Origin of the sequence: Lysobacter gummosus (assembly GCF_001442805.1) — a bacterium.
GTDB classification, from domain to species: Bacteria; Pseudomonadota; Gammaproteobacteria; order Xanthomonadales; family Xanthomonadaceae; genus Lysobacter; species Lysobacter gummosus.
In genome coordinates this window covers 513,859-533,450 of record NZ_CP011131.1, presented here as the reverse complement: position 1 = coordinate 533,450, position 19,592 = coordinate 513,859, and the positions used below count along the sequence as shown (strand labels likewise).

Sequence of the window (19,592 nt, the reverse complement as noted above, 5' to 3'; positions counted from 1 at the left end):
CTCCCGTCGCGCAGTTGCAGTGCCGCTTGTGCGACACATCGAAACGGCGCGGCCTTCGGGCGGCGCCGTTTTCGTTTGCGCGCCCTATCAGGGATCACCCTAGCTAGGGTCCGTCCCGGCTTTCCCGACGCGGCGCGGCGCGGAACACTGCGCTGCAAGTGCAGTCAGGGGGCTGCTCTCCGATTACCGGTTTCCTCGAATCCGACGGGAGAGTCTCCAATGATCCACAACATCGTCCGCGGCGACACGCTGTCGGAAATCGCGATGCGTTATCACACCAGCGTCGATCGGCTGATGTCGCTCAATGCGCAGATCAAGGATCCGGACCTGATCTACGCCGGCCGCACGCTCAACATCGACGGCCGCGCGGGGCCCGGCAACACCGGCGTTCAAGGCCCGGAAAAGACCGGCCGCCCCAGCGGCACCGGCAGCGGCAACGCCGCGGCGATCGCCAAACAGTACATCGGCCGCGACGCCAGCGACCTCAAGCGCAGCGGCGAACTGCCGATGAATCCGAACGTGCCCAGCAACGTGTGCTGCGCCAACTTCGTCACCGCCTGCCTGCAAAAGGCCGGCGCGATCAACTGGCATACCGATTCGGTGGCGGTGCTGCGCGACAAACTCAGCGCCGAAGGCTGGAAGCGCGTGGACGTGAGCCAGGCCAAGCCCGGCGACGTGGTCATCATGCAGAACTCGCGGCAGTCGCACACCGTGCTGTTCGCCGGCCTGGATGGCAACGGGCGGCCGCAGTTCATCGGTTCGAACAATCGCAATGCCGACGGCACGCAGGAAATCAGCTGGGGCGGGGCTTCGGGGGATTGGTACATCCTGTCGAAGCCTTGAGTCGCTGCGAGGCTGCTTGCCGTTAAGCAACAGGAACACGCGCGGCCTTCCGATCACACCGCATCTCTCCTACCGTCATTCCCGCGAAGGCAAGCTCCGCTTTACTTCGGCGGAGCCGAACAGCGACTTCAGGCGTTCTCGCACGAAAGGCACTGGATTCCCGCCTTCGCGGGAATGACGGCTGGATGGCTCGTCGGCAATCGCGCCGATGACCGCAGTCAGACAACCTCGACCCGCCAGACGAAACATCGACGCGAACGAAAGCCACGAGCCTCAGGGCAGACCATTCGCTCCGATCAATACCCAAACAAACTAGCCGGCGCACCAAACTGCTGCGGCCACGACTCCCAGACCACATCGCCCGGCGCGACCGCCTCGACCACCAGACTCCACTGATCGCCGTTGCGCTTGAACAAAGCCGCATAGGTATCCGACATCCCGCCCGCCGCGGCTTGCTCGGCATACGCGCTCGCGCTCCAATCCGGCCGGCGCCCGTCGGCACCGCGCATCTGCGAGCGCATGAACGCCCAATCGCCCTGGCGATCGAGTTCGTCGATCTTCAAGTTCAAGGCCAGACCGGTGGCCTTGCGCGCATGCGGCGTGGCCAGGTCCAGCAGGATTGCGTAATCGGCATCGCCGGGTTGCAAGGCCTGCAGGCGGGACTGGGCGAAAGAGGAATTCATGGCGGCTCCCAAGTCGAGGAACACAGCGAGCGACAAAGCCACAATAACAGGGCGCGGCATGAGCGGACTGCACAATCGTGCGGTCGGCGCGCCACGTAACTCGCCAGCGTCGCGGCCGTGCCCGAGCCTAACGCCTGCGCGCCGCGCGAGCCTGCGACGGGTATCGCAGATAAGCTTGACTGCACGCCCGAAACCGCGCCGCGCTTGCTGCGAAAATAAGCCGCCCGCTCGCGTTATCGGCGCGAGCCGTCCACCCGGGAGATACGGATCATGTCCTGCAAATGCTTGTTGTCCGCGGCGCTGCTGTCCGTGCTGACCGCCTGCGCTTCCTTGGCTCCGCTGCCGGTCAAGCCCGACGATCCCTCGGCCTGCGCCGAACGCCGCGCCGACCGCGTGCTGTTCGGCATGAACAGCCCCGACGGCCCGGTCAGCGAAGCGCAGTGGCAGGCCTTTCTCTCCGAATTCGTGACTCCGCGTTTCCCCGCCGGCCTCACCGTGTATCAGGCCAAGGGCCAGTGGCGCGGCGACAGCGGACAGGTCGAACAGGAAGATTCGCGCGCGATCGACCTGATCCACGAGGACAACGCCGAAGAACGCAAGCGCGTGGTCGAGATCGCCGACGAATACAAGCGTCGCTTCAAACAGGAAGCGGTGTTGATCGTGAGCACGCCGGCGCGCGCCTGCTTCGCGCAGCAGTCGGCGAGTACAAAGACGGCGGGCTGATCGGCCATAACGCGGCGATCGGTCCGGACAGCCCCATCGCCGCATCACGACGTCCCTCGCGACATGGGAAGGGCCTGCTTTTGTGGGAGGGGTTTCAGCCCCGACGCTTTCCGATCAGCCCCCCAGCCCCGACTTCACCGACTGAAATCGGTTCGCCGCTCCAACTGCAGCAACTCATCGCCGACCGCTTCGAGCTTGGCCGCCACCAGCGTTTGCGCATCGTAAAGACCGCGGTTGTAGTAGTAGCCGCCGATTTCCTCCGAAATGAAATCGATCAGGAATTCCGCGTCGAACCGGCCGATCTGCTGATTCAGCTCATCGTTGAAATAGCCCTGCAGCTTGGCGACGATCGATGCCTTTTCCGCATCGGTGAACTTGATTTCGGCCATACCCGTGTCTGCTCGTTGCGTGAACCCATACGATAACCGCCGCGCACGCATCACGGCCACGGCCGCCGGCCTCAACCCGCCGCCGGCCCGTCGATGCGCGAGCCCCAATCCTCGACCGCGCCGCGTTCCAGCCGCATCTGCACCAGCTTGCGCCACGACGGCACCAGCGGCAGCGCCTGCGCCGCGCGCAATTCCTCGAAATCCAAGGTACGCGTGTACAGCATCGTCGCGATGCGTTGCAGCGTCCATTGCGGCCATGCGCGTTCGACCAGTTCCAGCGTATCGCCGGCCGCCGCTTCGCCGCTTTCGATCACCCGGTAATACCAGCCGGTGCGGCCGCTGGCCTGCACGCGCCGCGCCATGTCGGCGATGCCGAAGCGGTCGTTGAGTTTCCAGCACGGTTGCCGGCCCTGGCTGACTTCGAGCAGGACGCCACCGATGCGATAGCGATCGCCCAGGCAGACCTGCGCCTCGGTGAGCCCTTCGCCGCTGAAGTTTTCCCCGAACGCGCCGGGCGCGCGCAGCAGCGCGTGATCGCCGATGTCGTCGCGCCAGGCGGAGTAATGCTCGCGCGGATAGTGATGCACGGCCTTGTCGGGCCCGCCGTGCACGCGGCGGTCGCCCTGCTCGTCGCCGTCCACGCCCGCCTCGCCGATATGCACGCGCTCTGCGAACGGCGTCTTGGCGATCGCGCTGACGCTGCCCGGGCGCGTGTACGGCCGCGCGCGGCCGCGCAGCAGCGAGTCGATGACGGTGTGGGTTCGGATCATGGCGAGAGCACTCCCGGATGAGGCCGTGGCCGGCGCGGCCTGTCGCCGGTGCGCCGCGTTCGGGCGGCGTCATCAGGCCGCCGCCGCTCGGATACCGCCATCGTCTCATCGCCGCAAAAGAAAAACCCCGCCGAAGCGGGGTTTTTCGTTCAGCGATACGGCGTTGGATCAGAACTTGTACTGAGCCGAGATGCCGAACAGATCGGCGTGGCCCTTGAACTTGCCGACCAGGGTCGAGCCGCTCGAGGACACCACGTTGACGTCCGGGCTGTCGATCTGGATGCGGGTGTAGGCCGCATCGACGCTCAGGTGTTCGTTCGCGTTCCAGGTCAGGCCGAGCGAGTACAGGGTGCGGTCGTTGTCGGGCAGACGCGGGGTGCGGTGCGTGTCGTTGGTCGGCGACTCGTCCTTGGCCACGCCGCCGCGCAGGGTGAAGGCATCGTTGAAGTCGTACTCGGCGCCGAGTGCGTACATCATCGTGTCTTCCCACTGGAACTGCTCGCTGGTGATCAGCGTGCCGTCGGCGCGCTTGATATCGACGGACTGCAGCGAATGCCAGTCGGTCTTCTGCGCGTCGAACATCATGCGGAACTGGTCGGTGAACTTGTACGACACGCTCAGCGTATCGGTGCTCGGCGTGGTCAACGCCGCGCCGCCGGGGCCGCTGTTGTAGGTGTTGATGCCGCGCGCGGCCAACAACGCCGCCACCGAGCCGGGCTTGGTGAAGGTGATGTTGCCTTCCAGGTCGTGGTCGATCTCCGAGCGGTGCGAGTAACCGATCGCCAGCGCGTCGGTCGGCTTCCACTGGAAGCCCAGGATCCAGCCGATACCGTTGTCGTCGCCCTTGACCTTGGCCAGACCGTCGTTCTTCTGCGGGCCGAACGGTGCGGCGACCGGGTTCGGCGTGATGCAGGCCGCGGCCGAGACGCGGCAGATCGCCGAGCCGAAGTCCACCGCGTTGGTCAGGGTCGCTTCGGCGCGCTCGTAGATGAAGCCGGCGCCGATCGAGAAGCGATCGGTCAGCTTGATCGCGGCCGACAGCGTCAGGTCGATGGTCTTCACTTCCGACTCGATCGCGTTGTAGCGGCCGACCCAGTCGCTGTCGTATTCGGTCTTCAGGCCGAACGGCGCGCTGAGCTGGGCGCCGAGGGTGAGCTTCTCGAAGGCGCCGTGCAGCGGTACGACGATCGACATCGCCGGGACTGCGGTGACGTCGCCCGGGTCGCCGCCGTTGCCGCCGGTCAGCGAACGCGCGAGCGGGGTGCCGGCCGCGGCGCTGCCGCCGCCGGTGAACTTGGCGGTCAGATCGATCGCGGTCACGTCGCCACGGATGGTGACGGTATCCAGGTTGACCATCGCGGCCGGATTATTGGAAACGACCGAGGCGTCGTTTTCCGAAACCGCGCTGCCGGCGAATGCGCGGCCCTGGTTCTTGACGCTGTTCTCGCGAATCTGGAAACCGGTTGCACCGGCCGAACCGAAAGTGATGACGCCAGCGATACCGAGCGCGAGCGCGGTCAGGCGGGTGTAGCGGTGTGAGGGTTGCATGCGTGTAGTCTCCGTTGGAGTATTTTTCGTCTGACTCGGCCGTGTGCACGCAAGCCGCCGAAGCGACCCTCGTGCCGCCGGAAACCCCTCCCGACGTACGACGCCGTATGCACTATAGCGCGGCTATTAACCGAACGCTAACAATACGCCCAACCCTGCAAACCCATCCCGTATCGATGTCGCAAACCCTGGTTTCACAGAGACTTACGCCGTATTTTTGCCTTAACAGGGGCACCGTTCGCGTGCCCGGTCGGCGGGGCTGAACGGTGTTCGTCTCGATCCCCTCGCGCGAGCGCACCCGGCTGCGCTGGGCCACCCCGCTGCTGTTCGCGCTGCTGTGGATGTGCTTCATCGTCTCGGCCGTGGTCCTGCCCGATCCCGAGCAGCGCCGCCTGATGGTCGAATGGGGCGCGCTATCGGGCGGCCTGTCCAACCCGGAGGCATGGTGGGACGCGATCCGCGACGGCAGCCTGCTGCGCCTGTTCAGCGCCTTGTTCCTGCACGCCGACTGGGCGCATCTGCTCGGCAACCTGGTGTTCCTGCTGATCTTCGGCCTGCCGGCCGAGCGCGCGATGGGGCCGTGGCGGCTGCTGGCGCTGTTCCTGTTCGGCGGCGCGGTGGCCAATCTGGCCGCGGTGATCGCCATCGCCACCCCGGACCGGCTGATCATCGGCGCCAGCGGCGCGGTGTCGGCGCTGATCGGTGCGTACCTGGCGCTGTTCCCCAGCGCCAAGCTCGGCGTGGTGGTGCCGCTGGGATTGTTCCTGCAGTTCGTGAAGGTGCCGGCGCCGTTGTTGATCGGGGTGTGGGCGCTGCTGCAGGTCGTGTTCACCTTCATCGGCCCGGCGTTCGGCGCGGTGGCGTGGTCGGCGCATCTGGCCGGATTCGCCTTCGGCGGCGCGTTCGCGCTGATCGCGCGCGCCGGCATCGCGCGGCGGCTGCGGCGCAAGCGTGGATACTGAAAGACCGGGAATCGGGAATGGAGAATCGGGAATCGTAAAAGCAGTGGTGGAACGGCATCACCCCTTGAGTTGAAGCCGCCAACCCCAAGGTAATTTCAGTCAGCGGCGTCGCCGCCTTTACGATTCCCGATTCCCGATTCCCGGCCCCCCATGCCCACTCTCTACAAAGTCACCTTCCTCAACGCCGGCAAGATCTACGAGCTGTACGCGCGCAAGATCGCCTCGGGCACGTTGTGGGGTTTCACCGAGATCAGCGAGCTGGTGTTCGACCTGCACGAGGGCGTGGTGGTCGATCCCACCGAAGAACGCCTGCGCGACGAGTTCGGCACCACCCGGGTGCTGCATCTGCCGATGCAGAGCATCGTGCGGATCGAGGAAGTCGAACGCAAAGGCCAGTCGGCGATCCGCGACGCGGCCACCGGCGAAAAAGTGGTGACGCCGTTTCCGTTCCCGGCCAAGCCGCGCTGAGCGGTTAGCGCGCGTGAGTTCGCATCCGCAACTTCGGGATAGCGACACAATCACAAACAGCGAAGCCACGAAGTCTTTTGTAGGAGGGGCTTCAGCCCCGATGCTTTTCTATCAGATCTCGACAGACTTGCCTTGTCGGAACGAAAAGCATCGGGGCTGAAGCCCCTCCCACAAAAGACTTCATGCATTCACAGTGGCTCGATGTTTTTTCGTGCGGCGAAGCGGATCTGCTTGGACCTGGTCGAAAAGCATCGGGGCTCAAGCTCCTTCCTACAAAAGACTTCGCGCAAACGAAAACACCCGGCCGTAGCCGGGTGTTTTCGTTGCGCGACTAATCACCGAACCGCGACCGCTCAGCGCCGGTTCGCACTCGGCGTCGTGCTCTTGCTTACCGCGGTCGGCACCTTGGCGCCGGCCGGTTTCTTCAGTTCCGCCAGCGCCGAGGCGATCGGCGCGTCGCCTTCGAGCACTTCGCCGGCGTTGCTGCCCGGTGCGTCTTCTTCGTCGCCGTGCAGATGGCCCGGCAGGGTCGCTTCGGTGTAGCTCGGACGGCCGTCGTTGTCGGGCGTCTTCGGCGCGCGGATCACCACGTCCGGGACGATGCCCAGGGCCTGGATCGATTTGCCGCTGGGCGTGTAGTAGCGCGCGGTGGTGAGCTTGACCGAATCGCCGTTGTCCAGCGGCAGTACGGTCTGCACCGAGCCCTTGCCGAAGGTGCGGCTGCCGACCACGCGCGCGCGGCCGTTGTCGCGCAAGGCGCCGGCCAGCACTTCCGAGGCGCTGGCCGAACCGGCATCGACCAACACCACCAGCGGCGCGCCGTCGAGGCGGTCGCCCGGGGTCGCGCCGAATTCGGCGTCGCTGATCGCGATGCGGCCGCGGGTGCTGACGATCTTGCCGCTTTCGAGCATGTCGTCGGCGATCTGCACCGCCGCGGTCAGCAGGCCGCCGGGATTGCTGCGCAGGTCCATGACCAGGCCGCGCAGTTTTCCGCCGGATTGGGTTTTCAGCTTCTCCAGCTGGGTCTCGAAATCGGCGGCGGTGTCGGCCTGGAAGGCGGCGACGCGGATGTAACCGTAACCCGGTTCAAGCATGCGGCTCTTGACGCTGGCCACGCGGATGGTTTCGCGCGCGACGGTGACATCGAACGGTTTGTCGCGGCCTTCGCGGACGATGGTCAACACGACCTTGCTGCCGGCCGGGCCGCGCAGCGGGCCGGAGCTGTCGGCGTCATCGACCTTGAACGGCTTGCCGTCGATGGCGGTGATCAGATCGCCGGCCTTGATGCCGGCGCGGGTGGCGGGCGTGTCGTCGATCGGCGAGATCACGCGCAAGGTGCCGTCGGGCTGGCGCTGCAGTTCCACGCCGATGCCTTCGTAGTTGCCGCGCGACTGTTCGTCGAAATCCTCCGCGGCGACTTTGTCGAAATAGACGCTGTGCGGATCGAGATCGAGCAACAGGCCGCGAATCGCCGAATGCATCAGCTTGGCGTCGTCGACCGGTTCGACATAGGCCTGCTTGACCGCGTTGTAGACGGCGACGTAGCGGCGGATTTCGTCGATCGGCACCTTGGAATCGGCGTCGTCTTCGCCCTTGCCCGGCTTGCTCTTGGCCTTGGCCGTGGCAGGCGCCTGGGCCGGCGGCACCGGCGCGGCCTGATCGTCGATGTCCTCGTCGTCGTTGCCGGGCTTGGCCGCGGGTGCGCTGTCGGCGGGCTTGGGCGGCGACGCCTGGGCCGGCGCCGGACTTGCGGGCGCGACGGCCGGCTTGGGCTCGGGCGCCTGCTGGGCCATGGCCGGAACGGCGCTCAGCGCCAGGACGAGCGGTAGCCAATTACGCAGAGGGTGACGCAAGGACATGCACGGCGCTCCGAAACAGGTAGCGGTTGGACCGCAAGGCGCGGGCCGGGTTCGATGGATTATCTGCGCACGTTAAGCGGGGCGGTTGCAAGCTTTTGTTAAACCCGTCGCGACGCGCCGCGGACGATTCATCCGCGACTGCTTTGGGGCGGCAAACCTTGCCGGATCGGCAGGTTCGGACGGATGCGGCGCGGTCTGAGCCCGGCGCCGCGGTTAGATCAGCGCCGCAGCCAGGTGTTGGGATTCACCGGCTGACCGCCGCGCCGCAGTTCGAAGTACAGCGCCGGCCGGCCGTGGCCGCCGGAACTGCCGACGGTGGCGACCGCATCGCCCTTCTTGACCGTCGCGCCGGCGTCCTTGAGCAAGGCATCGTTGTTCGCGTACAGGCTCATGTAGCCGTTGCCGTGATCGACGATCAGCAGCAGGCCGTAACCGGTCATCCATTCCGAATACACCACGGTGCCGTCGCCGACCGCCTTGACCGTGGCGCCGGCCGGCGCGCCGATCAGCAGGCCTTCGCTGCTGCGGCCGTCGGGCATGGTGCCGCCGAAACCGGCCAGCAAGGCGCCGGACACCGGCCAGCCCAGGCCGCCGACCTGCGGCGCGGGCGCGCTGGCGACCGCGACCGGCGGCTTGCGCACCGGCGCGGGTTTGCCGCTCGCTGCCGCCGCCGCAGCGGCGCGGGCTTCGCGCGCTTCGCGTTCGGCCTTGGCCTTGGCGGCGGCGCGGCGCTGCGCTTCGGCGCGCGCGGCGGCGGCGCGCAGCTTGGCCAGCAGTTGCTCCAGGCCCTTGGCGTCGCGGCCGAGCTCGCGTTCGCGCGTGCTGCGGTCCTGATATTTTTCGTTGATCTGCGCGACCAACGCCGCACGCGCCTTGCGGTCTTTCTGCAACTGGCTGATCTGGCTGCGCTGCTGCTTGCGAGTGCTGTCCAGACTGGCCCGACGCTCGACGATCTGCCGCTCCAGCGTGTCCAGCTCGCGCAGCTGCGCGCTGAGTTCGCTGATGCGCTTGGCGCGGTCGCGCTGCACATAACCGTGATACGTCAGGATGCGGCCGCTGTCGGCGACGCGGTCCTGCGAAAGCAGCAATTTCAGCGGCGCGTCGTTGCCTTGCGCGTAGGCCGCGCGCAACAGCCGCGCCAGCTCCTGGCGTTGCGAACCGAGCTTGGTGTTGAGCGCGTCGCGCTTGGCCTGCAACTGCTTCATCGACGCCTGCTCGCGCGCCAATCGGCTTTCGATGTCGCGCAGGGCGCGGTTGGAATGGCCGACCTGTTCGTCGGCCGCGCGCAGTTGCTGGGTGGCGTCGCCGCGCTGGCCTTCCAGCTTGCGGCGTTCGTCGGCGACCGATTTGAGTTCGGTCTTGATCTTCTCGAGCTTGCGCTCGGCTTCGCGGCTGGTGCTCTGCGCCGCCGCGTGCGCGGACACGGGCGCGGCCAGCGGCATGACCGCCAGCCACGCGATGAGCCACGCGCGCGCGAACCGCATCAGGGCTGCAACAGGCTGCGGCCGGTCATCTCGACCGGTGGCTCGATGCCGAGCAGATCCAGGATGGTCGGCGCGACGTCGCGCAAGGCGCCGCCACTGCGCAGGCTGGCCTTGCGCGGGCCGAGATAGATCAGCGGCACCGGGCCGACGGTGTGCGCGGTATGCGGCTGGCCGGTGGCGGGGTCGCGCATCATTTCCAGATTGCCGTGGTCGGCGGTGATCAGCAGGGCGCCGCCGACTTCGCGCACCGCCGCGACGATCACGCCGATCGCCTTGTCCACCGCCTGCGCGGCCAGGATCGCCGCCTGCAGGTCGCCGGTGTGGCCGACCATGTCGGGATTGGCGATGTTGCAGATCGCCACGTCCACCGATTGCGTGCGGATGGCCTCGGCGAGCTTGGCGGTGACTTCCGGACAGCTCATCTCCGGCTGCAGATCGTAGGTCGCGACCTTCGGGCTCGGCACCAGGATGCGGCTTTCGCCTTCATACGGGTCTTCGCGGCCGCCGCTGAAGAAGAAGGTGACGTGCGCGTATTTTTCCGTCTCGGCGATACGCAGCTGGGTCAGGCGATGGGCCGCCAGCAACTCGCCCAGGGTGTTGTGCAGATCGTCCGGGCCGAAGGCCACCGGCGCCGGCAGACGCGCGTCGTATTCGGTTAGGCAGACAAAGCGCGACAGCTTCGGCCGGCGCGCCGGGTAGCCGTCGAAATTCGGATCGACGAAAGCGGCGGTGAGCTGGCGCGCGCGGTCGGCGCGGAAATTCATGAACACCACCGCGTCGCCGTCGGCCATCGGCCTGGCGTCGCCGATCACGGTGGGGGCGACGAACTCGTCGGTTTCGCCGCGCGCATACGCCGCGTCCAGGCCTTCCTGCGCGGTCGCGGCGCGTTGCTCGCTGTCGGCTTCCACGATCGCGTTCCAGGCGCGCAGTTGGCGATCCCAGCGCTTGTCGCGGTCCATCGCGTAGTAGCGGCCGCTGATCGATGCGATGTGGGCGTTGCCGGCAGCGGCGCAGACTTCTTCCAGCCGTTGCAGGCTCGGCGCGGCCGACTTGGGCGGCATGTCGCGGCCGTCGAGGAAGGCGTGCACGGCGACTCGGGCCACGCCTTCGCGGCGGGCCAGGTCGATCATCGCGAAGATATGGCGTTCATGGCTGTGCACGCCGCCGGGCGAGAGCAGGCCCATCAGGTGCAAGGTCGCGCCGGCCGACTTCGCCGCCGCGCAGGCCGCGCGCAATTCGTCGTTGGCGAAGAAGCTGGCGTCCTCGATGGCGGCATCGATACGGGTCAGATCCTGATAGACGATGCGACCGGCGCCCAGGTTCATGTGGCCGACTTCGGAATTGCCCATCTGCCCGTCCGGCAGGCCGACGTGGCGGCCTTCGGTGTGGATCAGGGTGTGGGCTTCGCTGGCTTCCAGCGCATCCCAGTTCGGCAGGGTCGCCTGAGCCAGGGCATTGTCGGTCGGATCGTCGCGGTGGCCCCAACCGTCCAGGATCAGCAGCACTACGGGCTTGGGTCGGGGAGTCGCTGACACGTGGGGGATTCCTAATATGACGAGGGGCAGGGGCCGCCGCGGGCGGGTTCTGCGATTGTAGCGAAGCGGGCGATGAAGCCTCGGGGAACGGACGATCCGTGCCCGGGCGACGTCACCGGGTGCGACGCAAGTGCTTGATCCGGCAAATCTACGGAACGAATCATCGCTAAAGATGCCTTCGGGTTAAACCGTTTGCGCTCTCACCGCATCTGTTTGCTTGCCCACCCAGACAATGGAACATGCCATGACGCGCACTCGCCTCACCCTCGCCCTGTCGCTGCTGACCGCCCTGAGCCTGGCGGCGCCGCTGGCTTTCGCCGACGACGGCATCAGCAAGGTCAACGGCAGCATCTCGGTAGGCTCCAGCGAACGCCGCGGCGACCTGGAGACCGTCAACGGCAGCATCAAGGTCGGCGACAACGCCCGGGTCGAAGACGTCCAGACCGTCAACGGCGGCATCGTCGTCGGTTCCAGCACCCAGACCGGCGGCCTGGAAACGGTCAACGGCGGCATCCGTGCCGGCACCAACCTGACCGCCACCGCCGACCTGGAAACGGTCAACGGCAGCATCTTCGTCGATCGCGGCGGCACCGTGCGCGGCAAGGTCAGCACCGTCAACGGCGCCATCGGCCTGGTCGATACCGACGTCACGGGCGACATCGAAACGGTCAACGGCGACCTCACCGTCGGCGTGGATTCGCACGTCAGCGGCGGTATCCACTACAGCAAGCCCCAAGGCCTGAATCTGCCCGAGCGCCGCGCCCCGCGCGTGATCATCGGCCCGAACGCCCGCGTGGACGGCAGCCTGGTGTTCGAGCGCGAGGTGGAGCTGTATGTCCACTCCAGCGCGAAGACCGGTTCGATTCGCGGCGCTACGGCGATTGCGTTCAGTACGCCGACGCCGCGGTTCAAGTAAGGGCGGGCTTTTCCCTCGCCTCGATTCTTTTCTTCTGGCTGTTTTTTTGGTCGAGGAAGGGAGTCGGGCGAGGGTGGCCTTACGAACCTTTAGCGCCATCCCGCCAAACCGTCATTCCCGCCGCCAGGGCTCTGCCTTACTTCGGCGGCGCCGAATATCCAGGCTTCAGCGCCGTCCCTCCAGGTCGTCATTCCCGCGAACGCGGGCTCCGCCTTACTTCGGCGGAGCCGAACATCCAGCGACTTCAAACGTTCTGGCACGAAAGGCCCTGGATTCCCGCGTTCGCGGGAATGACGGTAGGTAAGTACGTTGGCGTTGGCGCTGGTGTCTGGTGTCTGGTGTCTGGTGTCTGGGCCTTGGACTCCAGACTCTGGAATCTCGGCTCCGGCCCCATCCCGCCCCCACCGCCGTTCGGCGAACCCGCTCGATCGGACAACACACGCCCGAGCCTGCACCTAGAATGGACCTCCCCCACCCCCGGCCCACGAGCCGCTCCTGGAGGTTCCGCTCTTGTCCCGAACGCCCCTGTCCCGAACCCCCCCGCTGCTGAAAGCCACTTCGCTGGTCGCCGCCGCGCTGGTCCTGTCGGCCTGCAACAAGCCCGCCGGCACCGCCGACGCGCCCAAGCCGGCCGAACCGGCCGCGCAGCAGACCGCCGCGCCCGGCGACCACGCCTTCGACGCGGCCATCAACGCCGCCGACTTCGCCCAACACGTCAAGGTCCTGGCCTCGGACGAATTCGAAGGCCGCGCGCCCGGCAGCGCCGGCGAGGAAAAAACCGTCCAGTACCTGGAAGCGCAGTTCAAGCGCCTGGGACTGAAACCCGGCAACGGCGACAGTTATTTCCAGACCGTGCCGATGGTGGAAACCACGGCCGACGAAACTACCTCGCTCAAGCTCGACGTCAAGGGACAGGCGCGCGAGTTGAAGTTCGGCAGCGACATGGTTGTCGGCACCCGCACCGGCCAGCCGGAAGTGAAGATCGACGGCAGCGACCTGGTCTTCGTCGGCTACGGTGTCAATGCGCCCGAGCAACAGTGGAACGACTACGCCGGCGTCGATGTGAAGGGCAAGACCGTCGTCATGTTCGTCAACGACCCGGGTTTCCACGGCCAGGACGCGACCTTGTTCGAAGGCAAGCGGATGACCTACTACGGCCGCTGGACCTACAAGTTCGAAGAGGCCGCGCGCCAGGGCGCGAAGGCCGCGCTGATCATCCACGACACCGCCGGCGCTTCGTATGGCTGGGAAGTCGTGAAGAACTCGTGGTCCGGCGCGCAGTTCGATCTGCCGGCCAAGGACGATCCGGAACCGCGCCTGCCGGTGCAGGGCTGGATCACCAACGAAGCCGCGCGCAAGCTGCTCGGCGATCTGGGCCAGAACCTCGATCAGCTGTATCAGGCCGCCGGCAAGCGCGGCTTCAAGGCGATCGCGCTGCAGGCCAAGGCCTCGGTGGATCTGAAGAGCAAGATCAGCCAGAAATCCTCGCGCAACGTGATCGCGCGCCTGGACGGCGCCAAGCGTCCGGACGAAGCCATCGTCTACATGGCGCACTGGGATCACCTGGGCAACCACACCGGCGAAGGCGGCCACGAAGGCCACGGCGCCGATGCCAAGACCACCGGTCCGGACACGATCTACAACGGCGCGGTCGATAACGCCTCGGGCGTGGCCGGCATCCTGGAAATCGCCGAGGCCTTCACCAGGCAGACGCCGCCGCCGGATCGCTCGCTGCTGTTCCTGGCGGTGACTTTGGAAGAATCCGGCCTGCTGGGTTCGAAGTACTACGTCGCCCATCCGACCGTGCCGCTCAACAAGACCGTCGCGGTGATCAACCTCGACGCGATGCCGATCATCGGCAAGGCCCGCGACATGACCGTGGTCGGCTACGGCAGCTCGGAGCTGGAGGACATCCTCAAAACCGTCGCCGACGGCCAGCAGCGCGTGCTGCATGCCGAGGGCACGCCGCAGGACGGCTTCTACTTCCGCTCCGATCACTTCAACTTCGCCAAGGCCGGCGTGCCCGCGCTGTACGCCAAGGGCGGCGACGACCTGCTCGACGGCGGCGTGGAAGCCGGTCAGAAAGCGCAGATCGATTACCGCGACAACCGCTATCACAAGCCGGCCGACCAGTTCGACCCGGCCTGGAAGCTCGACGGCGTGGTCCAGGATCTCGACGCCCTGTACGGCGTCGGCAAGGCCCTGGCCGGCAACGAGCAATGGCCGAACTGGTACGAAGGCAACGCTTTCCGCGCCGCGCACGACAAGCTGATGGCGCCGGCGAAGTAAGCCGCCGCCGGCCGCGTCCCTATCGGTTCAGCGATCGGGCCGCCCACGGCCGCAAAGCGATCCGACGACGGCGCCCACGGGCGCCGTCGTTTTTTCCGCTAGGCTGAGCGCACCGCCGAACGCAGTTCGCCCACGAAGGAACGCGCATGCCCATGACCATCGCCTATTGGTGCCTGCTGATCGCCGCGCTGATGCCCTACTTGTGGGTCGCGGTCGCCAAGGCCAACGGCAAGCGTTACGACAATCGCGCCCCGCGCGCCTGGCAGGCGCGCCAGGACGACCCGCGCTCCAACGCCGCCTACGCCGCCCACCTCAACGCCTTCGAAGCGTTCGCTCCGTTCGCGGCCGGCGTACTCGCCGCGCAGATGGCCGGCGTGGACACGAACTGGATCGTGATCCTGTCGATCGTGTTCGTGATCTGCCGCGTGCTGCACGGCGTGTTCTACATCGCCGGCAAGGCGCCGCTGCGCAGCCTGGTCTGGGCGATCGGTTTCCTGTGCGTGGTCGCGCTGCTGACGCTGGCCGCGCTGGCCGCGATCTGATCCAGACCACGGCGCGATCGCCCTAAATATTCCGCAGAGTTCCGCATGCCCCCGGCTCCGATTTTCGATCACGATGAATTCGCGCAATCGTTGCGCGACGACGGCTTTCGTTTCGTCGCCGGCGAGGACATGCGCACGCACTTGCAAGAGCACGGCTCGCTGCAGGACTGGAACGTGTTCGCCGACAGTTGGAACGATCTGGCGCCCGATGCTTACCTAGCCCGCGTCGGCCAGCAACGCCGGCGCCGCCACGCGATATTCCGCGCCGGACGCGAGGGCGCGATCGAACGCCGGCCGCATCAGCCGCATTACCAGAGCCTGAGCTACAACACCCTGCAGGGCGATATCGAACGTTGGTTCGAACCGGTGCGGGACGACATCGCGCAAAGCCAGACGCTGGGCACCGTACTCGCGTTCTGCCGCGATTTCTTTTCCGCGCTGGCGCCGCAGACGCCGGCTTGGCATATCGAACTGCACCAGTTCCGCATCGAGGCGCGCAGCGACCAGGACGGCCAGCCCACGCCCGAAGGCGTGCATCGCGACGGCGTGGACTACGTGCTGGTGCTGCTGATCGACCGTCACAACATCGTCAGCGGCACGACCACCATCCACGACGGCGATCGCCGCCTGCTGGGCAGCTTCACCCTGACCGCGCCGTTGGATGCGGCCTTGGTGGACGATGCCCGCGTGTTTCATGGCGTCACCGCGGTGACGCCGCTGGATCCGGAGCGCGAAGCGCATCGGGATGTGTTGGTGGTGACGTTTCGGGCCGACGGTACGCCTGCTTCGTAGTGACAGGCCTTACCAATCAGACCTTCAGACCTGGCGCGTTCGCAGTTCCGGCGGTTCGGTGCCGGCTGGAGAGGAAGGCGTTTCTTCAACATTCCGATCTGCCGTCGGCCGGCCGATAAAGCAGGCTTGGCTATTTCTGGACAAATTTCACTGTTGAAGAGGAAGCGGCGCTCCGGCTGATTCGCTAACGCCGCCCCACCTTGATTACAACAGTCGAGTTCAGTCGAAACTTCCGCTCAGCCGGCAAAGCTAACGGGATCGTCCGGTCGTTCGCATAATCCGCGGCAGCCTGCATCGCAGGATGCGAGGACTAATCCAGGGATTGCGGGAGCGTGTTCAAGCATTCGACGGCATCGTTTGAATCATCCTTGACGGCCGTGGCTGATTAAGTTCGCGCCGGAACTAACTCCCGAATTAACTCCAAACTCCGACGGAACACCGATGTTGTCTTGATTATTTTTCTCGGGCGCAAAGAAAAACGCCGCAACCAGAAGGTTGCGGCGTTTTAGGGTAAAGCCCCTGGCGATGACCTACTCTTGCATGGCTTAGGCCACACTACCATCGGCGCGTATGCGTTTCACTTCCGAGTTCGGGATGGGATCGGGTGGTTCCACACAGCTATTATCACCAGGGAGAGGGTGGAGGGTCGCAGGTCTCGATGGATTGAGTTGCGCGCACGCTCTCGTGGGATTGCTTCAGACGGAAAGGAGCCCGTCGTCGGCGAATAAGTTGGAATGTAGCGAGTCAGTGTTTGGTTTGGAACGTCTTCGGACGTGTCACATAGAGACCAAGGCAACTTGAGGTTATATGGTCAAGCCACACGGATCATTAGTACAGGTTAGCTCAATGCATTGCTGCACTTACACACCCTGCCTATCAACCACCTAGTCTTGATGGTTCCTTTAGGGGACTTAAAGTCCCGGGAGATCTCATCTTGAGGCGCGCTTCCCGCTTAGATGCTTTCAGCGGTTATCGCTTCCGAACATAGCTACCCGGCAGTGCCACTGGCGTGACAACCGGAACACCAGAGGTTCGTCCACTCCGGTCCTCTCGTACTAGGAGCAGCCCCTCTCAAATCTCCAACGCCCACGACAGATAGGGACCGAACTGTCTCACGACGTTCTGAACCCAGCTCGCGTACCACTTTAAATGGCGAACAGCCATACCCTTGGGACCGACTACAGCCCCAGGATGTGATGAGCCGACATCGAGGTGCCAAACACCGCCGTCGATATGAACTCTTGGGCGGTATCAGCCTGTTATCCCCGGAGTACCTTTTATCCGTTGAGCGATGGCCCTTCCATACAGAACCACCGGATCACTAAGACCTACTTTCGTACCTGCTTGATCCGTCGATCTTGCAGTCAAGCACGCTTATGCCTTTGCACACAGTGCGCGATGTCCGACCGCGCTGAGCGTACCTTCGTGCTCCTCCGTTACACTTTGGGAGGAGACCGCCCCAGTCAAACTACCCACCATACACGGTCCCCGACCCGGATTACGGGCCTAGGTTAGAACGTCAAGCACGACAGGGTGGTATTTCAAGGATGGCTCCACCACAGCTAGCGCCATGGTTTCATAGCCTCCCACCTATCCTACACAGACGAACTCAACGTTCAGTGTAAAGCTATAGTAAAGGTTCACGGGGTCTTTCCGTCTTGCCGCGGGAACGCTGCATCTTCACAGCGATTTCAATTTCACTGAGTCTCGGGTGGAGACAGCGCCGCTGTCGTTACGCCATTCGTGCAGGTCGGAACTTACCCGACAAGGAATTTCGCTACCTTAGGACCGTTATAGTTACGGCCGCCGTTTACTGGGGCTTCGATCAAGAGCTTCGCCTTGCGGCTGACCCCATCAATTAACCTTCCAGCACCGGGCAGGCGTCACACCCTATACGTCCACTTTCGTGTTTGCAGAGTGCTGTGTTTTTGATAAACAGTCGCAGCGGCCTGGTCACTGCGGCCCCCCTCAGCTATTAACCATGGAGGGCGCACCTTCTCCCGAAGTTACGGTGCTATTTTGCCTAGTTCCTTCACCCGAGTTCTCTCAAGCGCCTTAGAATTCTCATCCTGCCCACCTGTGTCGGTTTTCGGTACGGTCTGCGTAAGCTGAAGCTTAGGAGCTTTTCCTGGAAGCGTGATATCAGCAGCCTAGCCCTAATGGGCCGGTCCTTAGTCTCAACGTTGCGCCCCCGGATTTGCCTAAGGGCACCGCCTCAACTCTCTCACCAGGACAACCAACGCCTGGCCTGCTTAACCTTCTCCGTCCCTCCATCGCACTTACGCGAGGTGCAGGAATATTAACCTGCTTCCCATCGACTACGCATTTCTGCCTCGCCTTAGGGGCCGACTCACCCTGCGTCGATTAACGTTGCGCAAGGAAACCTTGGGCTTTCGGCGTGCGGGCTTTTCACCCGCATTATCGTTACTCATGTCAGCATTCGCACTTCCGATACCTCCAGCAGACTTCTCAATCCACCTTCATCGGCTTACGGAACGCTCCTCTACCGCGCATACAAAGTATGCACCCCAAGCTTCGGTTTATCGCTTAGCCCCGTTAAATCTTCCGCGCAGACCGACTCGACCAGTGAGCTATTACGCTTTCTTTAAAGGGTGGCTGCTTCTAAGCCAACCTCCTGGCTGTCTGTGCCTTTCCACATCGTTCACCACTTAGCGATAAATTTGGGACCTTAGCTGTGGGTCTGGGTTGTTTCCCTTTTCACGACGGACGTTAGCACCCGCCGTGTGTCTCCCGGATAGTACGTACTGGTATTCGGAGTTTGCCATGGTTTGGTAAGTCGCAATGACCCCCTAGCCATAACAGTGCTCTACCCCCAGTAGTATTCGTCCGAGGCGCTACCTAAATAGCTTTCGAGGAGAACCAGCTATCTCCGGGTTCGATTAGCTTTTCACTCCTAATCACACCTCATCCCCTACCTTTGCAACGGGAGTGGGTTCGGGCCTCCAGTTGATGTTACTCAACCTTCACCCTGGGCATGACTAGATCACCCGGTTTCGGGTCTACTGCCCGCGACTATGCGCCCTTATCAGACTCGGTTTCCCTTCGCCTCCCCTATACGGTTAAGCTTGCCACGAACAGTAAGTCGCTGACCCATTATACAAAAGGTACGCAGTCACTCTTGCGAGCTCCTACTGCTTGTACGCACACGGTTTCAGGATCTATTTCACTCCCTTCACCAGGGTTCTTTTCGCCTTTCCCTCACGGTACTGGTTCACTATCGGTCGGTCAGGAGTATTTAGCCTTGGAGGATGGTCCCCCCATGTTCAGACAGGGTTTCTCGTGCCCCGCCCTACTCGATTTCATCGCATCAGCCCCTTCGCATACAGGGCTGTCACCTTCTATGGCCGAGCTTTCCAGCTCGTTTTGCTGAAGCTGATGCAACTTAAGGGCTAGTCCCCGTTCGCTCGTCACTACTTAGGGAATCTCGGTTGATTTCTTTTCCTCCGGGTACTTAGATATTTCAGTTCTCCGGGTTCGCTTCCAGCAGCTATGTATTCACTGCAGGATACCTATTGCTAGGTGGGTTTCCCCATTCGGACATTACGGGATCAATGCTTATTGCCAGCTCCCCCGTACTTTTCGCAGGCTGTCACGTCCTTCATCGCCTCTGACCGCCAAGGCATCCACCGTGTGCGCTTATTCGCTTGACCATATAACCCCAAGTTGCCTCAGGATTACACGGGTCCAGGGGTACAAAGCCCGGACTCGAATATAACGACTCAATTAATAAAGTGTCTCTCGACACTCGCCTTAGCCTCTACGACACGT

The 19,592-nt window shown here is 64.3% G+C and carries 15 protein-coding genes and 2 rRNA genes; 8 read left to right on the top strand and 9 right to left on the bottom strand.

Annotated elements, in window-relative coordinates; all coding sequences use genetic code 11:
* Positions 1-219 precede the first annotated feature (219 nt).
* Entirely contained in the window at positions 220-843 is a 624-nt protein-coding gene (locus tag LG3211_RS02115; RefSeq protein ID WP_057941392.1) for a LysM peptidoglycan-binding domain-containing protein, read from the top strand.
* A 296-nt stretch (positions 844-1,139) separates the two neighbouring features.
* On the opposite strand, the gene LG3211_RS02110 is transcribed toward LG3211_RS02115, so the two are convergent.
* A complete protein-coding gene (locus LG3211_RS02110) occupies positions 1,140-1,526 on the bottom strand; it encodes a hypothetical protein (RefSeq protein WP_057941391.1) in 387 nt (128 codons plus the stop codon).
* 270 nt (positions 1,527-1,796) lie between these two features.
* Here LG3211_RS02110 and LG3211_RS02105 point away from each other — a divergent pair, with 270 nt between their 5' ends.
* On the top strand, positions 1,797-2,249 hold the full coding sequence (locus LG3211_RS02105) for a DUF3574 domain-containing protein (protein WP_057941390.1): 453 nt from the start codon (positions 1,797-1,799) through the stop codon (positions 2,247-2,249).
* Between the two features lie 134 nt (positions 2,250-2,383).
* On the opposite strand, the gene LG3211_RS02100 is transcribed toward LG3211_RS02105, so the two are convergent.
* The 3 genes from LG3211_RS02100 to LG3211_RS02090 all read right to left on the bottom strand — a co-directional run bounded on the left by LG3211_RS02100 (position 2,384) and on the right by LG3211_RS02090 (position 4,956).
* Positions 2,384-2,638, bottom strand: coding sequence for a DUF2164 domain-containing protein (locus LG3211_RS02100; protein ID WP_057941389.1), 255 nt, complete (start codon positions 2,636-2,638; stop codon positions 2,384-2,386).
* A gap of 71 nt (positions 2,639-2,709) precedes the next feature.
* Positions 2,710-3,408, bottom strand: a complete 699-nt coding sequence (locus LG3211_RS02095; protein WP_057941388.1) for an MOSC domain-containing protein — start codon at positions 3,406-3,408, stop codon at positions 2,710-2,712.
* A 168-nt stretch (positions 3,409-3,576) separates the two neighbouring features.
* Positions 3,577-4,956: an OmpP1/FadL family transporter gene (locus LG3211_RS02090; protein WP_057941387.1), complete on the bottom strand. Its 1,380-nt coding sequence runs from the start codon at positions 4,954-4,956 to the stop codon at positions 3,577-3,579.
* Between the two features lie 266 nt (positions 4,957-5,222).
* Here LG3211_RS02090 and LG3211_RS02085 point away from each other — a divergent pair, with 266 nt between their 5' ends.
* The gene (locus tag LG3211_RS02085) at positions 5,223-5,918 is read left to right on the top strand and encodes a rhomboid family intramembrane serine protease (RefSeq protein WP_057941386.1); all 696 of its coding nucleotides are present in this window, start codon (positions 5,223-5,225) and stop codon (positions 5,916-5,918) included.
* A 150-nt stretch (positions 5,919-6,068) separates the two neighbouring features.
* On the top strand, positions 6,069-6,386 hold the full coding sequence (locus LG3211_RS02080) for a DUF1820 family protein (protein ID WP_057941385.1): 318 nt from the start codon (positions 6,069-6,071) through the stop codon (positions 6,384-6,386).
* A gap of 353 nt (positions 6,387-6,739) precedes the next feature.
* On the opposite strand, the gene LG3211_RS02075 is transcribed toward LG3211_RS02080, so the two are convergent.
* The 3 genes from LG3211_RS02075 to gpmI form a co-directional block, all read right to left on the bottom strand.
* Positions 6,740-8,245, bottom strand: a complete 1,506-nt coding sequence (locus tag LG3211_RS02075; RefSeq protein ID WP_338041416.1) for a S41 family peptidase — start codon at positions 8,243-8,245, stop codon at positions 6,740-6,742.
* A 218-nt stretch (positions 8,246-8,463) separates the two neighbouring features.
* Positions 8,464-9,729 carry a murein hydrolase activator EnvC family protein gene (locus tag LG3211_RS02070; protein ID WP_057941384.1) on the bottom strand — a complete coding sequence of 422 codons (1,266 nt, stop codon included), beginning with the start codon at positions 9,727-9,729 and terminating at the stop codon, positions 8,464-8,466.
* Positions 9,729-11,264: a 2,3-bisphosphoglycerate-independent phosphoglycerate mutase gene (gpmI, locus tag LG3211_RS02065; RefSeq protein ID WP_057941383.1), complete on the bottom strand. Its 1,536-nt coding sequence runs from the start codon at positions 11,262-11,264 to the stop codon at positions 9,729-9,731. Before gpmI ends, LG3211_RS02070 begins: the two co-directional genes overlap by 1 nt.
* Before the next feature lie 244 nt (positions 11,265-11,508).
* Between gpmI and LG3211_RS02060 the strand changes: the two genes are divergently transcribed.
* From LG3211_RS02060 to LG3211_RS02045, 4 genes are all read left to right on the top strand, one after another.
* On the top strand, positions 11,509-12,180 hold the full coding sequence (locus LG3211_RS02060; RefSeq protein ID WP_057945206.1) for a DUF4097 family beta strand repeat-containing protein: 672 nt from the start codon (positions 11,509-11,511) through the stop codon (positions 12,178-12,180).
* A gap of 510 nt (positions 12,181-12,690) precedes the next feature.
* Entirely contained in the window at positions 12,691-14,469 is a 1,779-nt protein-coding gene (locus LG3211_RS02055; RefSeq protein WP_237049817.1) for a M28 family metallopeptidase, read from the top strand.
* A 146-nt stretch (positions 14,470-14,615) separates the two neighbouring features.
* The gene (locus LG3211_RS02050) at positions 14,616-15,011 is read left to right on the top strand and encodes an MAPEG family protein (protein ID WP_222837563.1); all 396 of its coding nucleotides are present in this window, start codon (positions 14,616-14,618) and stop codon (positions 15,009-15,011) included.
* 45 nt (positions 15,012-15,056) lie between these two features.
* The gene (locus LG3211_RS02045) at positions 15,057-15,803 is read left to right on the top strand and encodes a 2OG-Fe dioxygenase family protein (protein WP_057941381.1); all 747 of its coding nucleotides are present in this window, start codon (positions 15,057-15,059) and stop codon (positions 15,801-15,803) included.
* A gap of 517 nt (positions 15,804-16,320) precedes the next feature.
* Here LG3211_RS02045 and rrf read toward each other — a convergent pair.
* A 5S ribosomal RNA gene (gene rrf / locus LG3211_RS02040) occupies positions 16,321-16,435 on the bottom strand.
* Between the two features lie 175 nt (positions 16,436-16,610).
* Positions 16,611-19,474 (bottom strand): 23S ribosomal RNA (locus LG3211_RS02035).
* Positions 19,475-19,592: the final 118 nt, after the last annotated feature.

Coding starts and splice junctions, on each gene's coding strand:
- LG3211_RS02090 (WP_057941387.1), bottom strand. CDS start 4,956: ATGCAACCCTCACACCGCTACACCCGCCTGACCGCGCTCGCGCTCGGT.
- LG3211_RS02075 (WP_338041416.1), bottom strand. CDS start 8,245: ATGTCCTTGCGTCACCCTCTGCGTAATTGGCTACCGCTCGTCCTGGCG.
- LG3211_RS02105 (WP_057941390.1), top strand. CDS start 1,797: ATGTCCTGCAAATGCTTGTTGTCCGCGGCGCTGCTGTCCGTGCTGACC.
- LG3211_RS02115 (WP_057941392.1), top strand. CDS start 220: ATGATCCACAACATCGTCCGCGGCGACACGCTGTCGGAAATCGCGATG.
- LG3211_RS02095 (WP_057941388.1), bottom strand. CDS start 3,408: ATGATCCGAACCCACACCGTCATCGACTCGCTGCTGCGCGGCCGCGCG.
- LG3211_RS02070 (WP_057941384.1), bottom strand. CDS start 9,729: ATGCGGTTCGCGCGCGCGTGGCTCATCGCGTGGCTGGCGGTCATGCCG.
- LG3211_RS02060 (WP_057945206.1), top strand. CDS start 11,509: ATGACGCGCACTCGCCTCACCCTCGCCCTGTCGCTGCTGACCGCCCTG.
- LG3211_RS02100 (WP_057941389.1), bottom strand. CDS start 2,638: ATGGCCGAAATCAAGTTCACCGATGCGGAAAAGGCATCGATCGTCGCC.
- LG3211_RS02080 (WP_057941385.1), top strand. CDS start 6,069: ATGCCCACTCTCTACAAAGTCACCTTCCTCAACGCCGGCAAGATCTAC.
- LG3211_RS02050 (WP_222837563.1), top strand. CDS start 14,616: ATGCCCATGACCATCGCCTATTGGTGCCTGCTGATCGCCGCGCTGATG.
- LG3211_RS02110 (WP_057941391.1), bottom strand. CDS start 1,526: ATGAATTCCTCTTTCGCCCAGTCCCGCCTGCAGGCCTTGCAACCCGGC.
- LG3211_RS02045 (WP_057941381.1), top strand. CDS start 15,057: ATGCCCCCGGCTCCGATTTTCGATCACGATGAATTCGCGCAATCGTTG.